Here is a 25,628-nt window from a genome sequence, read left to right as displayed (position 1 = left end):
TCCGGAAAGTCCGAAAGAAGCTACATTAAATCATCAATAAACTTTCGGACTTTCGGTCTTCCCGACTTCCGGACTATAAAAGAAACATGAGTAAATTATTAGATATAAAAACCCTCGGTCAGCTAAAAAAAAGTGGTTATAAAAGTCGTTCGGTTAAGGACGAATTACGTGCCAACCTGATAGAACAGCTTAAAAAACGCGAAGGTGGATTTGCTGGTATCATCGGTTTTGAGGATACAGTAATACCCGATTTACAAACAGCCATTTTATCGCGCCACAACATTTTACTGCTTGGCTTACGTGGCCAGGCAAAAACCCGTATAGCGCGTTTGCTAATCAATTTACTTGACGAATATGTACCCTATGTTATAGGGTCAGATCTGTTTGACGATCCGTATAATCCAATATCATGGTACGGCCATAGTGTTATCGAAGAAAAAGGAGACGATACGCCAATAGGCTGGATCCACCGCTCTGAGCGGTATACCGAAAAATTGGCTACGCCCGATGTTACCGTAGCCGATTTGATTGGCGATGTTGATCCTATTAAAGCCGCCACCTTAAAGCTAACCTATTCTGACGAACGGGTTATCCACTTTGGATTAATCCCGCGTGCACACCGTGGTATCTTCGTGATCAACGAGTTGCCCGATTTACAGGCACGTATCCAGGTATCGCTATTCAATATCTTACAGGAAAGAGATATCCAGATACGCGGTTTTAAGCTGCGACTGCCTTTAGATATCCAGTTTGTATTTACAGCCAACCCTGAAGATTATACCAATCGTGGCTCTATTGTTACACCGCTGAAAGACAGGATTGAAAGCCAGATATTAACGCACTACCCCCGTACAGTCGAAATTTCAAGGAAGATCACCCAGCAGGAAGCATCGTTGACTGACGAGCAACGTAACACCGTTGAAGCCGACGACCTGGTAAAAGACCTTATTGAGCAAATTGCTTTTGAGGCCCGCAACTCTGAATATATCGACAAAAAATCGGGCGTATCAGCGCGCTTAACCATATCAGCTTATGAAAACCTGGTAAGCAATGCCGAACGCCGCATGATCATGAACCATGAACCAGGCACCTTTGTACGCATTACCGACTTTTTAGGCGTTATCCCGGCCATAACCGGTAAAATTGAACTGGTTTATGAAGGCGAACTGGAAGGCCCTGGTAAAGTGGCCAACATCCTGATAGGTAAAGCTATTAAAACATTGTTGCTAACGTTTTTTCCTGATCCTGAAAAGGCTAAAAAGGCTAAAGGCGTAAACCCTTATGCCAGCATTATCAATTGGTTTGGCGAAGGCAATAACCTGGCTTTAGTTGATGACATGTCGGCAATTGACTATAAAAGAGAGCTATCTGAAGTTGCCGGCTTAAAAGACCTGGTTAAAAAGCTGCATCCGCGCCTGAGCGAAAACCAAACTTTGTTGCTGATGGAGTTTGTACTGCATGGCCTGTCTGAATTTTCGCAATTAAACAAAGGCTTTTTGGATAATGGCTTTGCCTTCTCGGATATGTTTAACAGTTTGTTTAACCTGCAACCTGATGAAGACGATCTTGATTTAGATGATGACCGTTATTAAATTATTGAAGAAATTTTAGCGTTCTATAACTTTAGATATAGCACTATTTCCTGGGCCAGGAGAAGAATTGAATTATCAGCCTGCCAAATCCGATAAAAAAACCCGCAAACTTTTACAAGTTGCGGGTTTCTGATGGATATGTTTTCCAATATATAAACTAAAGTTTTCCTATCTCTTCAATTGATAGTTTAGTGAACTTTACTATTTGGGCAACCGGCAAGCCCTCCTTTTTCATTTCACGGGCAATTGCAACGGCTTCTTCATATTTACCCCTCTCCATACCCTCTTTAATGCCTTCTTTAATACCCTCTTTAATACCTTCTTTAATGCCTTCCTGCCTACCCGCTTCTCTACCTTCGTTTAAGGCATAATCCAGTACATTTTTATTGTCCCATTTGTATTTTAAGCTGCTATCGTACATCGTTTTTTCCTCCTTGCTCAGGTTAGTATATTCCGCTATGTTAAATAGTTTTTCAAATATCGGTTTCCGCAGGTAAACCGGGATCTTATCCATCTGACTCATGTTCTTTAAAACATATAACCATTTGTCTAAATCGGTTTCCAATTGGGTTTCCGTTTTCACAAATCTACTCAATTCAATATATGTATAACCCAGTTTATCATAAAATATTTTACCGGTCTCCCTATTACACAGGCAAATATTATGTAAGTAACCCGTCTCAGCGTCAATCTCTAATGTAAAATCCTCCAGCAAAGCAACCAGGTATACTTCGGTTAAATTATAAGCCCAATCGCTGCGTCTACCTTTTGGTGCCTGGTCGCTTATTAAGCGGCTGGTATAAAACAAAGCTCTTTCCTTAAAGTACCCTTGCCGCCCTCTTTGCACCTCTATCAAAAATTGTTCGCCGCCCGCACCAGTACAAAGTAAATCGAATATGGCGGCACCTTCATCTTTTAAATCTCCCGGATGCTCGTTCTTATTATAAACCAAGTCAACAATGTGTTTACGCCCTCTGAAAACTTCGTTTAAAAAAGCAGTCAGCAAATCCTTATTAGGTTCACTTCCAAATATCTTTTTAAAAGCAAAATCTACTAAAGGATCAATATATTTCCCGGTAACGGGTGGTTTACTTTTGTGCATTATCAAATATAAAAGAATATATTATTTCAAATTGCTCCCGGAAAACTTAATGCCCTGCCGATTTACTGCATTACACCAGATTCGCTTTTGTATTCAATCACAAAAAACTTTAATATTGATATATTTGCTCTAAATGGCGGAACAGGCACTTAATATCATATTAATCATTTCGGCGCTTTTGCTAATTGACCTTTATGTATTAAACGGCATTCGTGGCGCTTTCCGGAAATGGCATTTTTTACGAAAAAAGGTATTTATCTTTTTATATTGGACAACTTGCCTTATTGTTATTTTTGGCTTGCTTACCGGTGTTTATGTACAATTTGCAGGCCTTGGCGTTAGGGCAGCGGGCCTGCTCATATTTTCGTTGCTTTTTATAGGTAAACTTACATTTTTACCATTCCTGCTCATTGACGATGCAAATAGATTGCTGGTATGGCGTAAAAACAGGTTTAAAAATCAAACATCTGCTCATAATACCCTGGTGCCGCCGGACGCTATCCCCCGGTCGGAATTTTTATTAAAAGCAGGTTTGCTTGCCGGCGCTATCCCGTTGGCTGCTATAAAAATCAATATGCCAAAGGGGCTATATGATTACCATGTACGTTACCAAACTCTATACCTGCCCAATTTGCCAAAAGCATTTGACGGCATTAAATTGGGACAAATTTCTGATATCCATTCCGGGAGTTTTTATGATAAGAAAGCGGTACTGGGCGGGGTAGAAATGCTTTTGAAAGAGAAGCCCGATTTTATATTTTTTACCGGCGACCTGGTTAACACCCAAGCCAACGAAATGAGGGATTATCAGGATATTTTTAGTAAAGTAAAGGCGCCGCTTGGCGTATACTCCTCTTTAGGCAACCATGATTATGGTGATTACTGCGACTGGCCAAACCCGGCCGACAAAATAAAAGATCAGCATGATCTGATACTCACCCACAAAAATATGGGCTGGGACTTATTGCGTAACGAGAACCGCCGCCTAAAAATAAATGGCGAAGAAATAGGTATCCTCGGCATCGAAAACTGGAGCTTGCACAGCCGCTTCCCTAAACACGGCCGCATGGACCTGGCTACCAAAAACACAGATGACCTGCCGGTAAAACTCTTGCTATCCCATGATCCATCGCATTGGCGGGTACAGGTTTTAAAAGATTACCCGCAAATTGATGTGATGTTCTCGGGTCATACGCACGGTATGCAATTTGGTGTGCGTACAAATGATTTTCAGTGGAGCCCGATAAAATATGTTTATAACGAATGGGCGGGCCACTACCAGCAAGGTATGCAACAATTATATGTAAATGTAGGCTATGGCTTTGTTGGTTTATACGGCAGGGTTGGAATATTACCAGAGATTACGATATTTACATTAAAAGCCGGGCATGCTCCTTCGGGTAAGCTTACGTAACATCAACCCCAGGCACATTCATTACCAATGAAAAGAACGCTTCAGTCTGTTTTTGATTTCCTGCTGTTCAGTAATATCTTCATGTCGCTTTGCGCGGTGGCTCAGGCGTTGGTAACATTCCATTTAATAGGGTCAAAACCGGTGTTGCCGGTATTGGGTTTGCTGTTTACCTCTACATTAGGAATCTACAACTTCTGTATTATTATTACCAAACCTCAAAAACCCGAAAAATCACCTTATAAACGTGTACGCTGGTTTTTTGCCCATTACCGGCTCATGGTTACGTTTACCATAGTTTCGTTATTATCGCTGGTTCCATTATTTTTTTTGATCACCACTGAATCAAAAATCCTTCTCGTTTTTCTGGGTATTTTATCGTTTGCCTATGGCCTGCCCTTGTTTGCTGTAGGTGAGCAAAAATTCGGGCTGCGCAATATACCCGGCCTAAAACCATTTCTTATTACCCTGGTATGGACAATGAGTTGCGTACTATTCCCTATACTGGAGGCTATGCATCTCCATGCCGCCAGCGTATCCATGCGCGATACTACTATACTGATAGCCAAACGATTTTTGTTCATAGGAGCGCTTACTATTCCTTTTGATATTCGCGATCTTTTTGACGACCGCAAAATGGGCCTGAAAACCATCCCCGTAGTCTGGGGCGAAAAAAATGCGTACCTATTTTGCCAGGTGTTATTAGCGGGCTATGTGGTCCTCCTGTTTATTTTCAGGGATAACGGCTTTAGTCTCGACTTTTTTGCGTTGACATTGACCGTATTTTTAACCGGCTGGCTTATCTTTAAATCGGCCTGGAAAAAAGACGAGTACTATTATTTCTTCTTTATGGATGGCGTACTTATTCTTCAGTACGTAGTGTTATTGGCCGTTAATCTCATTTTCAAGGGCCGTTGATATGGCCGCCAGCTTTAATAATTCGGCCAGTTTTTATGATATCCTTTCGCGTTTAGTTTATGGTAAAGCCATAATCAATACGCAGCTTTATTTAATCAATCACATCCACCCCAACAATAATATACTCATAGTTGGCGGTGGCACAGGCTGGATACTCGAAGAAATTACAAGGTTACATCCAACAGGGCTAAAGATAACCTATGTAGAAGCAGCAAAACGAATGATGGCGCTATCCCAAAAGAGGGATACCGGCGGCAATGAAATTATTTTTATAAATGATGTTATTGAAGCTGTAAACCTGTCCCCTGGCTTTGATGTGGCGATCACACCTTTTCTATTCGATAATTTTACTGAAGCAACGTTAAAAACGGTATTTAATAAGATCCACTCGTTACTAAAACCTGGTGCACTTTGGCTCAATTGCGATTTTCAATTAACAGGTAAATGGTGGCAGGCCTTTCTTTTAAAAAGCATGTTTTTATTTTTCAGGATGATTGACGGTATAGAAGCTAATAAGCTACCGGAGATTGAGGCTTGCTTTAATCGCAACAACTACTCCCCCAAAAGCGAACGAACTTTTTTGGGCGATTTTATTGTGGCCAGGGTCTACAGGAAATAGGAACGTCATTACCTGTAAAAGCAATGACGTTATCATATATCTATTCAATTCTAAATCCGAAATCGAACATCCAAATTCCGAAATCATTACTGATTATACACAAACTTATAACCTATCCCCCGCACAGTTTGTAAATATTGCGGCGAATCTGCATTTGTTTCTATCTTTTTGCGCAGGCGTACAATGTGCATATCCAAGGTGCGGGTATTTACATCGGCGTTGTAGCCCCATACTTCCATCATTAGTTCTTCGCGGTTAATAACCTTGTTTTTGTTTTTAAGGAAGTATAGTAATATCCGGTTCTCCAATATGGTAAGTTCAATTTTACGGCCATCACGAATGAGTAAGTGGGTATTGGGCAGGTGCTCCATATTGGCAAACTTGTATGATTCCGCCTTCTCGCTGTTCAGGCTGAATTTAATTTTGCTGTCAATCATAGCCACAAGCACGTCCATATTAAACGGCTTGGTGATATAGTCTGATACGCCAAAGTTGTAAGCTTCAATCTTATCAACATCCTGGGCTTTGGCTGTCATCATAATCACCAGCTTATCATACCCGCTTTCCCTGATATTGCCGCAAACTTCCGATCCTGTTTTGCCGGGCAGCATCCAGTCAAGCAGTACAATATCAGGATGTTCGGCCAGTATCATTGTCTCCGCATCTTCGCCGTTGTCGGCTTCCAGCACTTTGTAACCTTCGGTTTGCAAACGCTCGGCAACCAGGAAACGCAGGTTTTCGTCATCTTCAACCAGCGCAATTTTGATTTCTTTGTTCATACTTTAATTTTCGTTTGGAAGCGTAACTATAAATTCCGAACCTTCATTAACCTTACTGTTCACCGTTATCTCGCCGTCCATAAAATTAACCAGTTCTTTACAAAATGCCAAACCCAAACCAACGCTCCCGTTTTGGTTATATTGGTTCTCTATCCTGTAAAATTTCTTAAACACGTTGTGCTGTTCATGCCTGGGAATCCCTATCCCCTTATCTATAAAGGAAAACACGATGTTGCCTTTTTTTTGTATGATATTGATGTTAAGCTCCTTTTTTTTAGGGTGCGAATACTTATAAGCATTTTCAACCAGGTTTTGAAAAATACTACCCAGAAGCACCGGGTCGGTATAAAAAGTATGCACACCGTTACTGGTATAATTTAGCTTAAAATCGGGATACTTAATTTTAAAAGTATCAATATAACGCTCTACAAAATCGGCCACTACAATTTCCTCTTTTTTAATATTGATCGATTTATTTTCCAGTTGGGTGAATGATAACAACTTGTTCATCAAATCGTTTAGTTTATCTGCTTCTTCATCCAAAATTTTCCCGTAATGTTTGCGCTGCCGCTCGGTAAGTTCCCCGTCGCCTTTTAAATTTGAACCAGCTATTTTTATTACGCTTACAGGTGTTTTAAACTCATGGGTAAAATTGTTTATAAAATCGTATTGTAACTTAAACAACTTGATATTCACATTAAGGTTACGGTAAATAAGCCAGCCTATGGCCACTAAAAAAAGCGTTATTATCAATACTGCTGCCCCGATGGGCATAAAGCGCCGGTTTGTTTCGGCGGTTAAGTATCCTTGCTCAGAGCTAAAAAACAATTTATAGTCAGAAAAAGCACCGAAAGGTATTTCTGTTATCAATTTTTTTCCATCGCTATCAATAGGATCATAAACCACCGGCTGTATAGATACATTCTGATAAAGTTCGTGATGCGTATTTTTTACCTTTAGCAAAAGTGGCTCAAGGTAAAAGGTCATCATATTTTGTTTATACGGTTCCGATACTGTTTTGCCCCTCAGCAGCTCGCGGTAGTTTTTAACATCAAGGGGGCGTAAAGTATTGGTGTAGGTTATTTTATTAGGTTTTACATCCCAGAAGGTTTTATACATCTCATCCTGGCTGGGCAGGCGTGTCGTATCCGAAAATGCAATATAGTTACGCAATTTGGACGCCATCGCGGTAAAATCAGGTTCATCGCCAATATGCCGCTGCCTTGCGCCCCATATTTTATCTTTGCCCTGGCCGTACAGGTAAATCGCTTTTACCGAGATATCCAGGTTATTGGCACGCGGCACCACTGGCTTACGGGTACCTATCTGCACATCATAAAAAACAATCTTTTTTACAAACCGGTATTCTTTAAAAACCGTTGAAGCATATTTGCGGGCCGAAGCCGAATCCAAAAAACCACCGTAAAATTGTATCTCGGGGATCTTATTCTGAAAAAAATCGTAGTATGGCTTTAACGTTTGTTCCAGTACATCTACCTTTTTTGATGAGAACTCGTTTTCAACATATTTGGATGTAAGGCTGTACGATATAAAAAGCGCTACCACAAATGTTATGGATATGAGCACCAGGAAGATGATGATCAGCAAAAAGTTTTTCCGGTAAGCAGTTTTTTGTGCAGGCATAACCGTCATGGTTTAACCCTCATGTTGTAATTCAGGAATTTTTCTATCTCGGTATACATTTCAAATCTGTTACGCTCCCTCCTGAAAAAAGCGCGTTCATTGGGTTTTAAAAAATATTTTACATCAACATCATGCTTCCGTAATTCATACACAAAATGGTTCAGTTCGCTAATATTGGCTCGCTGATCTTTAGCGCCCTGAAAAATAATTAAAGGCACTTTTATTTTATCGGTATGAAACACCGGCGATATGGCCCTTAACCTATCAGCATCCGTTTCGGGGTTGCCAACCATTTCATAGGTCATTTTTAAATAAGGTTTAAAAAACGGTGGGGCATCTTTAATATAGGTAAAAAAGTTGATGAGCCCATATTGTACAACCGCGCAATTATATAACTCGGGATGGAAAGACACGCCGTATAATGCAGAGAAGCCACCAAAGCGGCCACCAAAAATGGCTATCTTTTTAGGGTTGGCTATTTTTTGATCTATCAGCCAATGTACACCGTCGGTTATATCATCCTGAATTTTGCCGCCTACCTGCTTATACCCCGCACTCCTGAAAGCTTTGCCGTACCCGGTTGATCCACGATAATTCATCTGGAAAACCGCGTAGCCCCTATTGGCCAAAAATTGTACCTGCTCGTCGTACCCCCAGGTATCGCGGGCCCAGGGGCCATCGTGCGGCATTACTACCACAGGTAAATTAGTTTTTTTATTGCCCAATGGCATGGTCAAATAGCCATTGATAGTCAGGCCGTCGCTGGCTTTGTAGGCAATGGGCTTCATAGAACACAACTCCGTTGGAATTAAAGATGGATTATTATCGCCCAGTTTAGTTAGTTTACAGTTGCTGGCCTCATACAGGTAGTAAGTACCCGGACTGCGATCGGTATAGGTATACAAGATAAACTTATTTTCAGAACTGTCCCGGTCAACAACCCTTACTTCGTTGCCTTTTAGCAAGTCTCCTAACTTTTTATAAAGGCGTTGTATATCGGGCGATAAAAAATATTTTCGTGGTTTGGCCTCATCCCAGCTGGCAAATTCAAGGCGATGTTTATTTTTATAATATTCAACATACATTAAATCGGCATTGCTGTTACTAAAAACGGTACGTTGTTCTTTTCCATCTTCGGCATTAATTTCAACCAGCGCCATTTTATCGCGATTTACGTTTGATAACGCGTAAAAATTATTTTTCGAGCCCGCAAAAGCAATCGGCCTTACCGAGTTTTTGAAATTATTCTGAATAATAGGTTTAAAGGGTGAGTTATCATCGGGCCGGTATAAAATAGTCTCGTCTACCCCATCTGACGATTTTACCAGTCGGATTTTTCCATCAGCATCCGGGAACCATTCGGTTATATTGCCAGGGTTTATGAGATAGGGCGAAAGCTCTCCAGTTTTAATATTCAGGCGGTAGATATCAAAATTAGCCGGATCGCGTTTGTTCATCCTGATGGTGATGATATCCGGCTGTTGCTTGTTGCGGTTAACCAGGTTTACCCGTACTTTTTCGAGCGACAGGATTGTACGCATCTGGTGTGTAGATATATCAAGCGCGTACATTTTAAACCCATCGTTTGCTACAATATCCTGGTTAAAAACCAGTTGATTATTATAAGTCCAAAAATACCATCCATTTACAGGATAATCATCAAAGGATGTTTCCATATGTTCGGTACCATCGGCCAGCGATTGTATGAACAGGTTTTGTTTATCCTTGTATGGCTTCAGGTATGCTATATACTTGCCGTCGGGAGATATTTTAAAAACTGTTTTCTCAGGGGTTTTAAAAAAATCGGCAATTGGGATTTGCTTTACATGTTTGCATGAACATATAATTGTTGTAAATACAATAAAAAGAAAAATCCTTAAACGCCCAAACATATTTGCTTATGCAATTTTATTAATCAGGTCAAATTAGATAAAATTAGTTAAGGTTATCAAAATGTCACTACAATTTTACCCGGTGTCACCTTTATACGGATATTAACCGAAAGTAACCCCGGCATTCGTATTAATTACCTATTTTTGATTAGATGAGGGTTTTATTTGCAATTATTATTTTCGTTTTGTTGGGTACCTGTACACTGTTTGCACAGGATAATGAACTTCAATTGGCCATGCAATACAATGCCAATGGCGAAACCCAAAAAGCGCTTGAAATTTACCAAAAACTATACAAGCAAAACAACGAAACCTATTACTCCTATTACGTAAATACCCTTTTAAACCTCAAAAAATTTGACGAGGCCGAAAGCATTACCAAAAAACTGCAGCGTAAACACCCCAACATAAACCAGTACCAGATAATGCTGGGCACCATTTACACTCAGCAGGGCAAACTTGATAAAGCAAACAATATCTATGACGATCTGCTGAAAAATTTACCTGCCGACCAAATGGAGATTGCCAGCCTGGCCAACCAGTTTTACCAGAATGCGAATATCGACTATGCCATAAAAATATTTATACAGGGCCGTAAACTGCTTAAAAACGACGAAGCTTTTACCTATGAGCTCATTAACCTTTACCGCTTTAAACGGGATAAGATATCACTTACCGACGAGTATCTTAATTTTTTGCCGGCAAACCCGAGCTTTATTACCCAGGCCGAAAGCAATTTTGCCATAGTTTTTGAGGGTGCAGCCGATTATGACCTGCTTAAGGCAGCACTGCTGAGGCGTATTCAAAAAGACCCGCAGCAAACCATCTATATTGAGTTGCTTACCTGGCAGTATATGCAGCAAAAAGAATACGACCTGGCGCTTAACCAGGCTTTAGCACTCAGCCGCAGGCAAAATGATGATGGTAATAATATTTACGAGTTGTGCCGCACGCTTACCAGCAGCGAGGCTTACGATGCCGCTATTCGTGGTTATGAATATATTATTGCCAAGGGTGCAGGGAATCCATTATATATTCCTGCTAAGATCGAACTCATCAACACCAAAAACTTGAAGGTTACTACGGGCAAATACATGCCTGCCGACTTACTGGGCCTTGAACAGGACTACATAGCCCTGCTTGCCGAATTTGGGCGCAACAACAACACGGTTTTTGCCATGCAAAAACTGGCTAATTTACAGGCATTTAAACTCCACAAACTTAATGATGCTCAAAAATTATTGGAGAGCGCTATCACAATACCTAATATCCGCGCCGAGTTGCTTGCCGGTTGTAAGCTTGATTTGGGCGATGTTTACATGCTAAATAACCTGCCCTGGGAAGCTACCCTGACATATAGCCAGGTTGAAAAGAGCTTTGTGAATACGAATATAGGCCAGGATGCCAAATTTCGTAATGCAAAAATGGCCTATTATACCGGCGATTTTACCTGGGCCAAGGGGCAGCTGGATGTATTGAAGGCGGCTACATCGCAATTAATAGCAAATGACGCCCTCAACCTGCTATTATTAATTAATGACAACACTGCGGCCGACAGCGCCGGTGGTGCTTTAAAAATATATGCCCGGGCCGACCTCCAGATTTTTGCCGGGCAACCCGAAAAGGCTTTAATGACGTTAGACAGTATTGACAAAAAGTTCCCAGGCAACAGCCTTAGCGACGATATACTGATGGCCAAATCACGCATTTTCATTCAGCAGAAAAACTATAATGATGCAGTGCCCCTGCTCAAAAAAATCTTCAACGATCACCCTACCGAACTTTGGGCTGATGACGCCGTTTTTATGCTGGGCGACATTTACGAAAACCACCTTGATGATAAAACAAACGCCAAAGCCTGGTATCAAAAAATAATTACTGATTATCCCGGCAGTCTCTGGATTAACGAAGCCCGTAAACGGTTCAGATTATTGAGGGGCGATAAAACAGATTCTTAGGTTGGTGAGTGGTTGATTAAGTTGAATGGGGTGATTAGGTTAAGATAAGCGTCTAAGTAAGTTTTTTGAATGTATAGCCCAATTCAACCAATAACCACTTAACCTAATCAACTCATTCAACCACTCACCTAATCAACTACTCACCAAATGAACCTAATTAACTAAATTCGCGCCATGATTGTATATAACGACACCATAATACTTGACGAAGCTATTCACGACGAATGGCTTCATTATATGAAAACCATCCATATCCCGGCTGTAATGGCTACCGGACATTTTAGCTCACACCGCGTTTTAAGGGTTATCGATTCTCCGAACGAGGGGGTTACTTACTGCATCCAATACAATGCCGATAATATTGATCAGTTTCAGCAGTATTACATGAACCATTTGCACAAGTTACAGGCCACCCATCAGCAAATGTTTGATGAAAAGTTTGTAATTTTTAATACGCTGATGGAGGAGATGGAGTAGACTTTAAATGATATGGGCGTTGCCTGCGGCCCGTGCTATCCGCTCATACTGCACCTGCCTTAGCCTCACGGCCGGTATCCGCTGCTATCACTAACGCGGGCTGCGGGTTTAGTTTTTGTATCTAAATTGACAAAATAAATGTTTATTTTAGTATTAAACTTTAGGTCATGAATATACAAGCAGAGAAATTAGATATTTTGCAAACCATTATTGGCATTAATGACGAAAGCTTAATTATGGATGTAAAAGCTTTTTTATCAGATAGAAAAGCTGATTGGTTTGACGAGTTAACTGACGATCAACAAAAAGATGTGTTAGAAGGAATCGCTCAGGCCGACGGTGGCGAAATTGTCCCCCATGATGAAGTTGTAAAGCTATTTGGAAAATGGGGCTTAAAATAGTTTGGACACCTAAAACTGTTGAAACATTCGGTAAAAGGATCGCCTATCTTCAGGAGCATTGGACAGATAAAGAAATATTCAACTTTACTAAAAGAGTTAATGAATATTTACTAACTCTCCAAACACAACCATTGATGTTCCGCAAATCATCAAAGCTGAAGCATACGCATATTGGCGTTCTTATTAAACAAGTTTCTATCGTATATAGAATAAAGCCAAAAACCCAAACGATTGAATTAATAGCATTTATTGATAACAGGCAAAATCCGAGGCGGCAAAATTATTGATTGAAAGACAGTGTAGCGTAACTCTTCGGCTCCATAATTTAACGGCTAGCCTAATTTCAGCTAAAAGCTGAAACCATAAATACCACGGGTTGAAAACCCGCGGCAGCAGCGTAGCATTAGCAAATAACAAAAAAGCTCCCAGGATTCGGGAGCTTTTTTGTTATTTGCTAATCAGGTTGTACAGTTCATCCAGTTTCGGGGTGAGCACAATTTCAATCCTCCGGTTTTTGGTACGGGCCTCGTCGCTGTCGGCGGTGTCAATGGGTTGAAACTCGCCTTTGCCTGTGGCGGTAAGGCGGTGCGGATCTACCATCTCCACTTCGGTGAGGTAACGGGTTACCGATGTGGCGCGCAATACGCTCAAATCCCAGTTATCTTTAATCTGGCCAAGGTTTTTTACTTTTTTATCGTCGGTATGCCCTTCAACAGCCATGTTAATGTCTGGCTCTTTGTTCAATACGGCGGCCAGTTGTTTTAGCGCCTCCTTACCTTTATCGTCAATAATGATACTGCCCGACGGGAACAGGAGTTTATCCGTAAGCGATACATATACTTTGCCGTTGCGGATATCTACCGTTAAGCCGCTTTGCTGAAAGCCCAATAATGCTTTTTGTAATTTGTTTTTTAGCGCGTTAGTTGCCTCGTCGCGTTTTTTCAGGATTTCTTCTACCTCTTTTAACCGTGCTTCGCGCTTTTGCAGGTCGACAGCCAGTTGGTTTGCTTTGGTTGAAGTAACATCCAGGTTGTTATTTAAAGCGTTGTTATTGTCGCGTAAATCGTTAATCTGGCGGTGCAGGCGTGCGGTATCGTTTTGCAGGCGCGAAAGTTCTTCTTCCAGGTTACCGGTACGCGTATTCAACGAATCGCGCTGCGCGACTAATGATTTATACTCTTTTGGCGATAATATTTTACATGAGTTAAAGCCCAAACAAAAAACAGCGGCTAATAAAAGATATTTGATTTTCATAAAATAGATATTATGTCGTATTAAGTCATTAGTCGGAAGTCCAAGTCATATTTTTCTTGTTTCTTACTTAGAACTTGAGACTTTCGACTCAAGACTAAACGTCAATCTAATCATGACAGGACAGTAGTATTGTTATGCAAGCGCATTTTTCAGGAAAACGTTTAACGGGTATATTTTGCTGCAAATATCGGCTACCTGTTGCACGGCATCCCCTGAAGTTATTTCCTCGTCGGTTATTTTGTGCCAGGCTACAAAACTTTTTAGTTTCAGCAGGTAGATGTTTTCATTTTCAACGCTATATTCACGAGGAACAGACTTTAACTGTTCTTGTTTTCTGAAATCGCCAAATAGCTTCACAAACGTTTTATCGTCAATAATAGCCTTCAACTCCGAAGCATTGTAATCAATTTCCTGGCGAATAACTTTCAGGTGTGGCGCCTCGGGCATCCAGTAACCTCCTCCTATAAAAGAATTACCCGGCTGAATTTGCAAATAAAACTCAACCGTACCACCCGTTGAACCGCCGGACGGAATGCTTACGCCGAAATTATTTTTATAAGGTGTTTTATTTTTGCTGAAACGGATATCGCGGTAAATGCGCATCACCCGTTTTTTGGCGTCCGTGTTTTCATCAATAGCCGGGTCTATCTTTTGCAGTTTGGCCAGCAGCTTACTGGTAAAATCAATCACGTTTTCACGTGCGGCATCATATCGTTCTTTATTGGCCGTAAACCAGTCGCGGTTATTATTTTCGGCCAGGTCTTTTAAAAAATCAAGACTTTCCTGGTAAATCATCGGTATCTAAATAAGCCTGGTAATGTATCTTTGGCGATAACCAGTATAACAAAAGCACCCGCGAATATCTGAAATTAATAGGTGCCAGAAAAATACAGCCGCCTATTAATACACCAAGATATAACCAGGGCGAATCGGAATTGTGCGTAACCAAATAAGTAAGCCAGGCAAGGCCTAAGGCCTCCAGCACATTAAGCGCGTAACTTACATACATGGCCGCGTAAAAATAGCCGGGCTCAATTTCAAAATACAGGTTACAATGTGGGCAGTTTAAATTTATTTTGTTTGCAAAACTATAAGGGCCGCCCTGAAACATATCGCCCCTGCGGCAACGCGGGCATTTACAATTGAGCATAGCCCATGATTTTGGCGTTTCGGGCATAGTGGGTAATGGGGGAAATGTTAACGTAAAGCCTTCTTTATTTCGATTACTATCCTAACACATTTCTCTGTCATTGCGAGGCACGAATCAATCCCCGATAGGCATTGTGATGTGCATGTAGGAGATTGCTTCGTACCTCGCAATGACGATCTTTTTCTGTTAGTTTAGGTTAAGCCTTTCGTGCCGCATTTCGTTAAGGTTAACGTTTTTACGGCGATATTTTTTGTACCAGATATACCCTGCTACAGCAACTGCAAAGTAAGGAGCACCAAGCAAAAACAGGATGCCTTTATTAAGACCTTTAGCCGCGTTACCGCCGCTTTTGGTGTTAGTCTCTACAGTTGCAGCACATTGCGCACATTGCGCCTTCACAGGCTGCTTTACGCCTACCATTAAGCCAAGCGCAATTACGAAAAGAATGATTTTTGAAACCCGTTTCATGAAGGCAAATTTAAGTAATAAATTGGGATAAATAGTATTGGCTAATTACGCCTGAAGGATTGTTCAAGACTTTCTAAGTTTAAAACTCCGCCAATCCCGGATTTATAACTAAACTGATCAAGTCAAGTAGTTCCATCAAATGAATATTAATTGAAGACAGTTTGTTTTTTACTTATTTTCGGGTACTATGCATACCAACATTGTGTGTACCGGTACTGATGCTACACCCTGGTACGGGGTGGCACACTACCAGAAGGTAAAAAATTAAACTTTAAGAAAATCTTCTGCTTAAATTATCCTGCTGGCTGGGTTATGTATTCTTTGTAAATCCCTTCAAACATCAGCTTATCTTCAACTGCCTGGTTAAATGGTTTATCTAAAAAAGTGTTGCTGTAACCTATTGCCTTAGCCAGGTTCTTCAGCACTTTAAAATAAGTAACCTCGATGCCTTCAACCAGTTGCAGGTAAAATACAATAAACACATCACGCTCCATAGGTGTTTTGCCCGTACGGATGGCGGTTATGTAGGCTTCCAGCGTCATAGCTTTCATGCCAAGCACACTTATTTTTGACTGATCTTCGCCTATCGCGTTAAATATGCCGTCCATATGCGTTATCTGGTTCTCGGCGTCATCGCGGCAATCCTGTATAGCGTTTTTTAAATACTGCAAAGTCGCAAGGGTTTTTATCTCATCAAAAAAATCGATAAGATGTTGTTTGCCGCAATAAATGCTGTTTAAATGTTCGAGGAAGATTTTTTTTAGATGCGCATCTTCAAACTTCACCTGCTGTGGCGATAGGTTTTTATCAGGGCTTGGGGTCATCGCTTAAATAGTTATTAGAAAATCCGTTTAAATATACTATAATAATTATCATTAAAAGCAAATTTTCAGGGTCAATAAAATGCCTGAAGGCAATAATTAAAACAACTATATTTGCCTCTATAATTTTAATATTATGCTACAACGAATACAAAGCATTTACCTGCTTGCGGCCAGCCTGGTGCTGTTTGCCCTTTACTTTTTCCCGCTGGCACATAACGTATATGTAAATAATGCCCAGGTAACTATTTCGGTCACCGGCATTTTTCAGAATGTTAACGGCGTGCAAAAAAATATCGAATCTTTTACAGCGCTTACCGCTGTAACCGCTATAGTGGCCCTCATACCGCTGGTTATTATTTTCCTGTTCAAAAACCGTAAGCAACAATTGGCTTTTTGCTATGGCGCCATATTGGCATTATTTGGCTACAGTTTTTGGATGGCACAAACTGTAAAAAAAGCAGTAGGCGAAGGTGTGCAACTGGATACACACTCTATGGGTATTGGATTGTTCCTGACATCTATAAGCATTGTTATGCTTTTATTGGCCACCAAGGGTATTAAAAACGACGAAAAGCTGATTAAATCTGCTGATAGGCTTAGGTAACGCACCACATTCCCGCCTCATTTTTAATAACTTACAGGCAACTGCCATTACAATACCTGTTAACAGGTATTTCATTTAGCGTAATAAATCCATTACATTTATGTGAATTTATGTAATGGGTTTATTAACAAAATTTGCCAAACTTAAGGGCCTTATTTTACCGGTAATATTGTGCGCCTGCTTACGCGTATCGGCAAATAATATCGACACCTTACTTGTTAAAGGCCCCGTTAATGATTACCTGAGCAACTATTACACCTGGTTTAAGGATGGCACAGGCACGCTAACCCCCAACGCCGCTTACGATAGCCTTAAAGCCCATAAATTTAAGCACGACCGTAACCGGAAAGTGTTTAACCGTGGTTTTACGAGCGATAGCTACTGGCTGGCCGTTTATGTAAAAAACGACACCACCATCCAAATCCCCATATTGTGGAGTTTTTATAACAACTACCTGTTATTTGATTTATATGAAGCTGATGAGGGCAGGCTGCCCTTAAAATTTCATAGCACACAATCAAGTTTAAACCCGCTTGATAACCGCGAGTACCCTGTAAGGAGCCCATCGTTCAAAATACTAATGGCACCGCAGCAAACAAAGCTGTTGCTGGTAAAGGTGCGCGCCATTAATACCGATAACATCTACTTTCCAACCGATATTACCACCACTGAGGATTATTTACAATACGAAACGCATAACTCGTTCCTGCTGGGCAAATTCATAGGCTATTTTCTGTTTGCACTGGTATTTAACGTTTTGCTTTGGTTTGCGCTTAAAAACAAGTTACACCTGTGGCATGCGGCGTACGTGTTATCGCTCATCGGGTTTAACATCAATGAATTTTTATTAGATACGTTCACGTTTCCCGATTGGCTATACAAACCATGGGCACTTATACCCAAAAGCCTGTTCCTGCTTTTACCCGTTTACCTGGGCATTAATATTTTACAAATCTTCATCAACCAAAAACAAGATTTTAAATTACTTTATAAAATTTTCAGCGTATATAAATCCATAGCGCTAATTATCCTGGCACTTGTTTTTGCAAATTCATTTGTTTTGCCTGCCAATAATAATTTTGTTGCTTTTGTGCGCCTTACCGCCTATTACCTCACCCTGGCCGGACTCATGTTGATAGGTATTAATGTAATTGCCGGCGTTATAAAAAAACATTATTACACTATTATTTATTCAATATCTACCATTTTCCTGCTGTTTGCATTTCTTGACTTTTTACTAAATACCCTTAAACTTGGGCAACTTTTTTTTATTCCGCCGGGCAACATCGTGGTGGCATTTACTTTCGAGATACTGGCCCTTACGGTGATATTCGTTTTCAAATACAAAAAAGAAAAAAACGACAGCATCCGGGCCCTTAACGAAACCTTTAATTTGCGCACCAGTTGGGCCCGGGAAATTATTAAGATACAGGAATTGGAGCGCGAACGTATAGCCCGCGATTTGCACGACGACGTTGGCGCCACCTTAAGCACCCTGAAATTGCATTTGAGCAACCATCCGGAAAAAGCCAAAACAAAACAGGAAGCTTTAGATTATAAACGGTCAATTGACCTGATCACGAAGATTACAGACGATGTACGGGCTATTTCGCATGACTTGCTCCCGCCCGATTTCTCGGAAGATGGGCTCTTTATAGCCCTGCAAAGCCGGGTTGACGATATTAACTACCATGGCCGGATAAAATTTCAGCTGGTTACCGAGGGCGACGAAGAAAAAATAGATAAGGTTACCACTGCTATTTTAATTTATCGTATTATTAATGAATTAATTACCAATATTACTAAACACTCCGATGCATCTGAAGCCAGCGTGCAGCTGGCTGTACTGAGCACCGGCATCCAGATAATAATTGAAGATAACGGGATAGGGATGAGTACTGTAGTCAATAAAGCAGGAATTGGCTTAAAAAACATCGCCTCGAGGGTTGAATTCCTGAACGGGGAAATGCACATTGATACCAGCAAAAACGGATCGACATTTATCATATCAATACCTTTTGACCTTAAACACGATTTAATTCCCGATAATGACGCCAGCTAAACCAGCCATCCAAATTATCATTGCCGAAGATCATCCCGCCTTTTCAATTGGTGTTGAACAGTCATTGGCGCGGGCCGACAACCTGAAAGTTATAGATAAGGTAACCAACGGCAAACAATTAATGCAGTTGCTAAATACCAAAGTACCCCATCTTATCCTGATGGATGTTTTAATGCCCTATATGAATGGCATCGAGGCCGCTAAGCAAATCCAAAAAGATTTCCCGGCTATCCGCATCATATTCATATCGATGTACGAGGAACGGAATATTATTAAACAATGCATGCAGTACGGGCATGGCTATATTCCTAAAGCATCCACTACCGAGCAACTGATTACTATTATCAATACTGTTATGGCCGGCCAAACCTATTACCATAATAACCGCCAGCAACCTTTTCAGCAAACTTATAGTGATGATCTAATCAAAAAATACAAGCTCACCAAACGCGAAATTGAATTGATTCAACTGCTAAAAAATGGATTAACCACCAAAGAGATAGCCGGAAAATTATTTCTGAGCAGTCTTACCATTGAAACCCATCGCAAAAACATTTTCAGAAAACTGGAAGTAAAGAACATAACCGAGCTAATTGTTTTTGCATTGAGTAACCGGATTGTAGAGTAGAAAAACAACATTGGGCATTATAAAAACAACCAAATAAATTACAAACTCCGCAATTAAATAGCTATTTTAAAGGCAATTAGCATCAATTTGAAAATATATCCATGAAAAGCAAATCTGTTTGTATATACTTATTGCTTTTGTAAAATATTAGCGCTATCTTTGCGCCCGATTTGGCGATGTTGCCAAATTCGTTATTTTAATTCATGAACCCATTTATTGAACTGGGAATCCGTCATGATATTGTTAATGCCATCTCTGAGTTAGGGTTTGAAAACCCAACGCCAATCCAGGAACAGTCAATTCCGGTATTGTTAACAGGCAGCAACGATTTTGTCGGATTAGCCCAAACCGGGACCGGTAAGACTGCTGCCTTTGGCCTACCATTATTAGAACTGTTGGATTTTGAAGAAAATCATCCACAGGCACTTGTTTTATGCCCAACACGTGAACTTTGTTTACAGATCACGAACGACATTAAAAATTACTCCAAAAAGATGGACAACGTTCACGTTGTTGCCGTTTATGGCGGAGCAAGCATCATGGATCAGTTACGCCAGATTAAACGCGGCGTACAGATCGTTGTGGCCACTCCGGGCCGTATGCTTGATATCATTAACCGTAAGGCGATAGATTTTTCGAAGGTAAAATTTGTAGTATTGGATGAAGCTGATGAAATGCTCAATATGGGCTTTCAGGAAGACATTGATAATATCTTATCTACCACTCCGGACGAGAAAAAAACCTGGCTGTTTTCGGCCACCATGCCAACTGAAGTTCGCCGCATAGCGAAAAAGTACATGAATGAGCCATTTGAGCTTACCATGGGCACAAAAAACACCGGCAACGCCAACATCGAGCATGAGTACTACATTGTACGTGCCCGTGACAAGTATGCCGCTTTTAAACGTATTGTTGATTTTAACCCCGACATTTTTGGTATTGTATTTTGCCGTACCAAAATTGAAACACAGGATATTGCAGAAGCCCTGATCAAAGACGGTTACAATGCCGATTCTTTACACGGCGACCTGTCGCAACAACAACGCGATAAAGTAATGAAACGTTACCGCGAACGCAGCCTGCAATTGTTAATTGCTACTGACGTTGCTGCGCGTGGTATTGATGTTAATGATGTAACACACGTTATTAACTACTCGTTACCTGATGAGGTTGAAAACTACACTCACCGTAGCGGCCGTACAGCCCGCGCCGGTAAAACGGGCGTATCTATCAGCATTATTAACGCCAAAGAATTAGGTAAAATACGCCAGATTGAGCGCACCCTGGGTAAACGCTTTGTTAAAGCCGAAATACCAACAGGGTTTGATGTTTGCGAAAAACAATTATTCTCTATTGTTCATAAAGTACATAACGTACAGGTTAATGAGCAGCAGATTGAGCAATACATCCCGCGTATTATGGACGAGTTTAAGGATATGAGCAAAGAAGAGTTTATCAAACGCTTTGCATCTATTGAGTTTAACCGTTTCCTTGATTATTATAAAAACGCGCCAGATCTTAACGCAAGTGTTGAAGAAACCGGCCGCAGGGATAGGGATGATCGCGGCGAACGTGGTGGTGCACCAAGCGGCCCATCTGCTTACACCCGTTTATTCATAAACTTAGGTTCGGTTGATGAATTTAACCGTGGCGATTTGTTAGGTTACATTTGCAATCAATCAAAAATTAGCGGCCGCAGCGTGGGTAAAATAGATGTTAAGGGTGTTTACTCATTCTTCGAAGTACCTAACGAGGATGTTGAAAAAGTAAACGCCGGTTTCCAGGGTGCCGAATATAAAGGCCGCCCGGTTAGGATAGAAGTATCCGGCGAAGGCACCAGCGATCGTCGTGAAGGCGGCGGTGGTCACCGTGGTGGCGAACGTCGTGAAGGCGGTGGTGGTTATCGTGGTGGCGAACGTCGCGAAGGCGGCGGTGGTTACCGTGGTGGCGAAAGAAGCAACTCAGGCGGCGGCGATCGTCGTAGTGGTGGCTTCCGTGACTTCTCGGGCAAACCCCGCGAAGAACGCCCGGAACGCAAAAGAAGATTCTAATATTTAGAGTCAAGAGATTAAAAATCAGGGGTAAAGATAGCTGCAAACGCAGTTTTCTTTACTACTTCATTCTAATTAAAAAAGAACCAGGAATCAAAATAGCTATTGCAGCTCCCTCTTGATTCTTGACTCTTAACTCTTGATTGTAATAAAGAAAAGATAGTTTTCATGGGCTTCCCCTGGTAAGGAAGCAAGTTTTAGTTTAGTTTTGTTAACAAAGCCTTCAATGCCGCCAGCATGGGGGCTTTTGTTTTTTATGGGAGTTTTATTTTAAAACCCCAACCGTTTTTTTGAATTTTTACTTTTGAATTTTGAATTAAACCTACCTCCCAAACTCAACCAAATCCGAATCGGGGTAAAACAGGGTAAGCTTATGATCGTCCAGGTTTTTGATCAGGAATTTGGTATAAGGGCGGCTACCCTGGTACGATGTAAAAATGGTATCTTTTTGCACAAAATAATCTTCAGTAACCGGTTGCCCATCATCAGTTGTAAAACCTTTTTCTGTTATCTCCAGTTTAGTAGCACCATCTTTTGATACCCATTTGCCCATTAATTTTTTGTTAACCTCGCTTTTTGCAGCCTGGTTACTGTTACATGCAAATGCAAACAACGTAAGGGCATAAACAGCGGGCATTACTAAAGAATATTTTTTCATGGCAAACATGGTAAGTGCAGGCCTAAACCTGCACTGTTAAGATACAACTTTTATTTTTCCGGCTTGTCAATAAGCTGAGATTTTTTTACGTAAACCCGGTGACCTTTTTTGTTCACGTAATAGTATTTATCGTGCTCATCAATGTAAACCGTATGGTTGCCAGGCCCAACCTTTCCTTCGTACTTCTTATCAACTACCGCCGATGCTCCGTTAGCCGCAATCTGTGATGTTTTGTGACCAACCTTTTTAGCGGTTTTTGAAATTTTATGTCCAATTGTACTGTCTTTGTGGGTTTGTGCAAATGCTGGCGATATCATAAAGGTACCGGCCGCAAACATTGCAATTTTGAATAGATTTTTCATGGTAATGAACAAATTGAGTTAATGTTATTACCATTAACTCAATTTGTCGGCCAAAAGCCTCATTTCTACCACTGGCGACTGTTTTTGATACAAAATAGCATAAACAGCATCACAAATGGGCATATTTACCTTGTACTGTTTGTTAACCTGCTGTAGGCAATTTACTGCATAATAGCCCTCGGCAACCATATTCATTTCCAGTTGGGCCGATGTAACGGTGTACCCCTTGCCTATCATATTGCCAAAAGTACGGTTACGGCTAAACTGCGAGTAGGCTGTAACCAGCAAGTCGCCCAGGTAAGCCGATTCTTTGATATCACGGTTAATGGGGTGCACCTCGGCGACAAATCGTTCCATCTCACGTATCGCGTTTGAAATAAGTACCGACTGAAAATTATCGCCATATCCCACTCCGTGGCAAATGCCACCGGCAATAGCATATACATTTTTTAATACAGCACCCCACTCGGTGCCATAAATATCATCAGATACGTTGGTTTTAATATACCGGGTATTAATCATCCCCGCAAATTCCGCGGCCAAGGCAGCATCGCCCGATGCAATAGTGAGGTAAGAAAGTTTTTCTAATGCAACTTCTTCTGCATGGCAAGGGCCGCTTATCACTATAAAATCCTCAAACGGAATACCATACTTTTGGTGCAAAAACTCGCCTATAATTAAATTTTCATCGGGTACGATTCCCTTTATCGCCGATACAATTTTTTTACCTGCCAAATCCGCCGGAGTAATACCGGTTAACGCTTCCTTTAAAAACGCCGCAGGCACATTTAGTAATACAAAATCGGCCTCCTGTATCAACAATTTTAAATCTGTTGATATATTCTCTTTAGGCAGCTTTATTTCAACCGAACTTAAATAATAAGGATTATGGCCAAACTTATGCAAATGTTCTACAGCCTGCGCATTCCTCATCCACCAAAAAACTTCTTTTTCTGTAGTATTATCAACCAACATTTTTACATTGGCAGTAGCCCAGCTTCCTCCGCCAACAACGGTTATCTTTTTCTTGTACATTGAATAAATAAAGTAGTAATGCCAGGTTTAAGTTTTAATTGACAAGGCAAATTAAGGAATTTTTATTCAGATAAGGGGAAAGGTAAAAGGCGAAAGGTTAAAGGCAAAAGGTGGAAATGTTTTAATGGGGATTAAAGTTAGAGGGCTTTTAAAATGATAAACTAAATTGGTTAAGTTTGTTTATACTGTCACTGCTATCAAGCACTGTCATCCTGAGGAACGAAGGATCTGTTGGCCAACATGCATCGCCGCCTTAAAAGTGGCAAATAGATGTTTCGTTCCCCAGCATGACAGGGGTATAAAACTTTTTTACCATATGAACCCATCAGCCAGGAAAACATTTAACACAGGCTTTACCAACGCCAAATACCAGGAGTTTTTAACAAAGCTTAATGATGGGTTGCACAATCCTGTACAATTCCGTGTGGCCGAGACACCTGTTTTTCTGACAGCCGATTTTCGCGACAAACTGATAGCCGCCGGTGATGACATTATCGGCACTATACTGAAGCCCGATTTTAAGGAACTTACCGAGCGGGCAATACCCGATAAGTGGCGTGTTGCCAATGAAACCAACCATCCTCATTTTATAGCGCTCGATTTTGGAATCTGTAAAGATGCCCATGGCAATATTGTGCCCCAGCTGATAGAAATGCAGGGGTTTCCGTCATTATATGGCTTCCAGGCTTTGCTGGGCGATGTTTATGCAGATGTTTTTGATATTGCCGATGATGAAACCGTTTATTTTAGCGGGCTAAACAGGGCTACCTATATTGACCTGCTCAAAAGGACAATTATTGGCGATTGCAAACCCGCCGAAGTGGTTTTAATGGATGTAAATGCCCCGGAGCAAAAAACCGCTGTCGACTTTTATATTACAGAAAAATACCTTGGCATTTCGGTGGTATCTTTAAGCGACCTGGTACAGCAAGGTAATCATCTATTTTACATGGCAAATGGCGAACATCAATTAATTAAGCGTATTTATAACCGCTTGATTTTTGATGAAATTGACAACGATCCGGATATTTTTGAAAAGGTTGTTGATATCAGGAAGCCTTTTGATGTGGAGTGGATAACCCATCCCAACTGGTTTTACCGCGTCAGTAAATTTACCATGCCTTTTTTAAGCGGCGATTATATTCCCAAAACACAGTTTTTACACCAGGTAGATTACCTGCCGGCCGACCTGGAGAACTATGTATTGAAACCCCTGTTTTCTTTTGCCGGGCAGGGTGTAATTATTGATGTTACCTTGGATGATATCAGCAATATTAAAGATCCGGAAAACTGGATATTACAGCAAAAAGTAAACTACGAGCCGGTTATACAGTCGCCAGACGGGGGTGTAAAGGCCGAAATCAGATTATTATACCTATGGCCGGATGGAGACGGGAAACCCACACTGGCCATAAATTTGGCCCGGCTAAGCCGCGGAAAGATGATTGGCGTACGATATAATAAAGATTTTGACTGGGTTGGCGGAACAATTGCCTTTATGCCACGTTAAACTATATACTATTAGAAGGGTCTGTACGTATATATTAAAAATTAAGTATTTTTGTACCATGAACATCCAGGTAATTTTAATAATTGTTCTTTTTGCCGCTGCCGTTTTTTACATTGGCCGTATGATGTATAAAAGCCTCACGGCAAAAAAAAGCTGTGGTGGCAATTGTAAATGCGGTGTTGATTTTTCCGGCATCGAGCCTGGCAAAACACATAAGTAAGTTATAACA

25 protein-coding genes are annotated in these 25,628 nt (G+C 40.9%); 13 read left to right on the top strand and 12 right to left on the bottom strand.

Annotated elements, in window-relative coordinates:
- Positions 1–86: 86 nt before the first annotated feature.
- Positions 87–1,592 (top strand): sigma 54-interacting transcriptional regulator, encoded by a 1,506-nt coding sequence (locus AC1DU2_RS20110; protein WP_477360018.1) that lies wholly within the window; start codon positions 87–89, stop codon positions 1,590–1,592.
- A 157-nt stretch (positions 1,593–1,749) separates the two neighbouring features.
- Here AC1DU2_RS20110 and AC1DU2_RS20105 read toward each other — a convergent pair whose 3' ends face one another.
- On the bottom strand, positions 1,750–2,694 hold the full coding sequence (locus AC1DU2_RS20105; protein ID WP_477386342.1) for an Rpn family recombination-promoting nuclease/putative transposase: 945 nt from the start codon (positions 2,692–2,694) through the stop codon (positions 1,750–1,752).
- Positions 2,695–2,827: 133 nt separating this feature from the next.
- Between AC1DU2_RS20105 and AC1DU2_RS20100 the strand changes: the two genes are divergently transcribed.
- Genes AC1DU2_RS20100 through AC1DU2_RS20090 form a run of 3 tightly spaced genes read left to right on the top strand, consistent with a single transcriptional unit; the run spans position 2,828 to position 5,642 of the window.
- Positions 2,828–4,108: a metallophosphoesterase gene (locus AC1DU2_RS20100; protein ID WP_477386340.1), complete on the top strand. Its 1,281-nt coding sequence runs from the start codon at positions 2,828–2,830 to the stop codon at positions 4,106–4,108.
- Between the two features lie 27 nt (positions 4,109–4,135).
- Positions 4,136–5,023 carry a UbiA prenyltransferase family protein gene (locus AC1DU2_RS20095; protein WP_477360022.1) on the top strand — a complete coding sequence of 296 codons (888 nt, stop codon included), beginning with the start codon at positions 4,136–4,138 and terminating at the stop codon, positions 5,021–5,023.
- A 1-nt stretch (position 5,024) separates the two neighbouring features.
- Complete coding sequence (locus AC1DU2_RS20090) at positions 5,025–5,642, top strand: class I SAM-dependent methyltransferase (RefSeq protein ID WP_477360024.1); 618 nt, start codon at positions 5,025–5,027, stop codon at positions 5,640–5,642.
- An 86-nt stretch (positions 5,643–5,728) separates the two neighbouring features.
- Here AC1DU2_RS20090 and AC1DU2_RS20085 read toward each other — a convergent pair whose 3' ends face one another.
- From AC1DU2_RS20085 to AC1DU2_RS20075, 3 genes are read right to left on the bottom strand one after another with little or no spacing between them, the layout of a single operon-like run.
- Entirely contained in the window at positions 5,729–6,421 is a 693-nt protein-coding gene (locus tag AC1DU2_RS20085; RefSeq protein ID WP_477360026.1) for a response regulator transcription factor, read from the bottom strand.
- Between the two features lie 3 nt (positions 6,422–6,424).
- Entirely contained in the window at positions 6,425–8,065 is a 1,641-nt protein-coding gene (locus AC1DU2_RS20080; RefSeq protein ID WP_477386338.1) for a sensor histidine kinase, read from the bottom strand.
- A 5-nt stretch (positions 8,066–8,070) separates the two neighbouring features.
- Positions 8,071–9,957 carry an alpha/beta hydrolase family protein gene (locus AC1DU2_RS20075; RefSeq protein ID WP_477360030.1) on the bottom strand — a complete coding sequence of 629 codons (1,887 nt, stop codon included), beginning with the start codon at positions 9,955–9,957 and terminating at the stop codon, positions 8,071–8,073.
- A 152-nt stretch (positions 9,958–10,109) separates the two neighbouring features.
- Between AC1DU2_RS20075 and AC1DU2_RS20070 the strand changes: the two genes are divergently transcribed.
- The 3 genes from AC1DU2_RS20070 to AC1DU2_RS20060 all read left to right on the top strand — a co-directional run bounded on the left by AC1DU2_RS20070 (position 10,110) and on the right by AC1DU2_RS20060 (position 12,793).
- A complete protein-coding gene (locus tag AC1DU2_RS20070; RefSeq protein ID WP_477386336.1) occupies positions 10,110–11,915 on the top strand; it encodes a tetratricopeptide repeat protein in 1,806 nt (601 codons plus the stop codon).
- A 174-nt stretch (positions 11,916–12,089) separates the two neighbouring features.
- The gene (locus AC1DU2_RS20065) at positions 12,090–12,392 is read left to right on the top strand and encodes a DUF4286 family protein (protein WP_477386334.1); all 303 of its coding nucleotides are present in this window, start codon (positions 12,090–12,092) and stop codon (positions 12,390–12,392) included.
- 167 nt (positions 12,393–12,559) lie between these two features.
- Positions 12,560–12,793: a hypothetical protein gene (locus AC1DU2_RS20060; protein ID WP_477360036.1), complete on the top strand. Its 234-nt coding sequence runs from the start codon at positions 12,560–12,562 to the stop codon at positions 12,791–12,793.
- A gap of 447 nt (positions 12,794–13,240) precedes the next feature.
- On the opposite strand, the gene AC1DU2_RS20055 is transcribed toward AC1DU2_RS20060, so the two are convergent.
- The 5 genes from AC1DU2_RS20055 to AC1DU2_RS20035 all read right to left on the bottom strand — a co-directional run bounded on the left by AC1DU2_RS20055 (position 13,241) and on the right by AC1DU2_RS20035 (position 16,489).
- Positions 13,241–14,047, bottom strand: a complete 807-nt coding sequence (locus tag AC1DU2_RS20055) for an OmpA/MotB family protein (RefSeq protein ID WP_477386332.1) — start codon at positions 14,045–14,047, stop codon at positions 13,241–13,243.
- Between the two features lie 132 nt (positions 14,048–14,179).
- On the bottom strand, positions 14,180–14,842 hold the full coding sequence (locus tag AC1DU2_RS20050; RefSeq protein ID WP_477386330.1) for a DUF2461 domain-containing protein: 663 nt from the start codon (positions 14,840–14,842) through the stop codon (positions 14,180–14,182).
- Complete coding sequence (locus tag AC1DU2_RS20045; RefSeq protein ID WP_477386328.1) at positions 14,820–15,224, bottom strand: DUF983 domain-containing protein; 405 nt, start codon at positions 15,222–15,224, stop codon at positions 14,820–14,822. Before AC1DU2_RS20045 ends, AC1DU2_RS20050 begins: the two co-directional genes overlap by 23 nt.
- Positions 15,225–15,383: 159 nt before the next feature.
- Positions 15,384–15,665 (bottom strand): hypothetical protein, encoded by a 282-nt coding sequence (locus AC1DU2_RS20040; RefSeq protein ID WP_477360047.1) that lies wholly within the window; start codon positions 15,663–15,665, stop codon positions 15,384–15,386.
- A gap of 293 nt (positions 15,666–15,958) precedes the next feature.
- On the bottom strand, positions 15,959–16,489 hold the full coding sequence (locus AC1DU2_RS20035; RefSeq protein WP_477360049.1) for a DUF892 family protein: 531 nt from the start codon (positions 16,487–16,489) through the stop codon (positions 15,959–15,961).
- A 133-nt stretch (positions 16,490–16,622) separates the two neighbouring features.
- Between AC1DU2_RS20035 and AC1DU2_RS20030 the strand changes: the two genes are divergently transcribed.
- The 4 genes from AC1DU2_RS20030 to AC1DU2_RS20015 all read left to right on the top strand — a co-directional run bounded on the left by AC1DU2_RS20030 (position 16,623) and on the right by AC1DU2_RS20015 (position 21,834).
- Entirely contained in the window at positions 16,623–17,093 is a 471-nt protein-coding gene (locus tag AC1DU2_RS20030; RefSeq protein WP_477360051.1) for a DUF4293 domain-containing protein, read from the top strand.
- Between the two features lie 115 nt (positions 17,094–17,208).
- Positions 17,209–19,155: a sensor histidine kinase gene (locus AC1DU2_RS20025; RefSeq protein WP_477386326.1), complete on the top strand. Its 1,947-nt coding sequence runs from the start codon at positions 17,209–17,211 to the stop codon at positions 19,153–19,155.
- On the top strand, positions 19,142–19,783 hold the full coding sequence (locus AC1DU2_RS20020) for a response regulator (protein ID WP_477360055.1): 642 nt from the start codon (positions 19,142–19,144) through the stop codon (positions 19,781–19,783). Before AC1DU2_RS20025 ends, AC1DU2_RS20020 begins: the two co-directional genes overlap by 14 nt.
- A 203-nt stretch (positions 19,784–19,986) precedes the next feature.
- The gene (locus tag AC1DU2_RS20015) at positions 19,987–21,834 is read left to right on the top strand and encodes a DEAD/DEAH box helicase (RefSeq protein ID WP_477360057.1); all 1,848 of its coding nucleotides are present in this window, start codon (positions 19,987–19,989) and stop codon (positions 21,832–21,834) included.
- Positions 21,835–22,156: 322 nt separating this feature from the next.
- On the opposite strand, the gene AC1DU2_RS20010 is transcribed toward AC1DU2_RS20015, so the two are convergent.
- From AC1DU2_RS20010 to AC1DU2_RS20000, 3 genes are read right to left on the bottom strand one after another with little or no spacing between them, the layout of a single operon-like run.
- Positions 22,157–22,492 (bottom strand): hypothetical protein, encoded by a 336-nt coding sequence (locus tag AC1DU2_RS20010; RefSeq protein WP_477360059.1) that lies wholly within the window; start codon positions 22,490–22,492, stop codon positions 22,157–22,159.
- Positions 22,493–22,542: 50 nt separating this feature from the next.
- Positions 22,543–22,854, bottom strand: coding sequence for a hypothetical protein (locus AC1DU2_RS20005; protein WP_477386324.1), 312 nt, complete (start codon positions 22,852–22,854; stop codon positions 22,543–22,545).
- 33 nt (positions 22,855–22,887) lie between these two features.
- Complete coding sequence (locus tag AC1DU2_RS20000) at positions 22,888–23,889, bottom strand: NAD(P)H-dependent glycerol-3-phosphate dehydrogenase (RefSeq protein ID WP_477386322.1); 1,002 nt, start codon at positions 23,887–23,889, stop codon at positions 22,888–22,890.
- A gap of 316 nt (positions 23,890–24,205) precedes the next feature.
- Here AC1DU2_RS20000 and AC1DU2_RS19995 point away from each other — a divergent pair, with 316 nt between their 5' ends.
- Both AC1DU2_RS19995 and AC1DU2_RS19990 read left to right on the top strand, forming a co-directional pair.
- Entirely contained in the window at positions 24,206–25,399 is a 1,194-nt protein-coding gene (locus AC1DU2_RS19995; RefSeq protein WP_477386320.1) for a hypothetical protein, read from the top strand.
- Between the two features lie 58 nt (positions 25,400–25,457).
- Positions 25,458–25,619, top strand: coding sequence for a FeoB-associated Cys-rich membrane protein (locus tag AC1DU2_RS19990; RefSeq protein ID WP_477386318.1), 162 nt, complete (start codon positions 25,458–25,460; stop codon positions 25,617–25,619).
- The last annotated feature ends 9 nt before the right edge of the window (positions 25,620–25,628 follow it).

The sequence above is a fragment of the Mucilaginibacter sp. P4_C11 genome, from assembly GCF_056402115.1.
The sequence above is the reverse complement of the archived record's forward strand: the minus strand, read 5'-3'. Positions and strand labels throughout refer to the sequence as shown.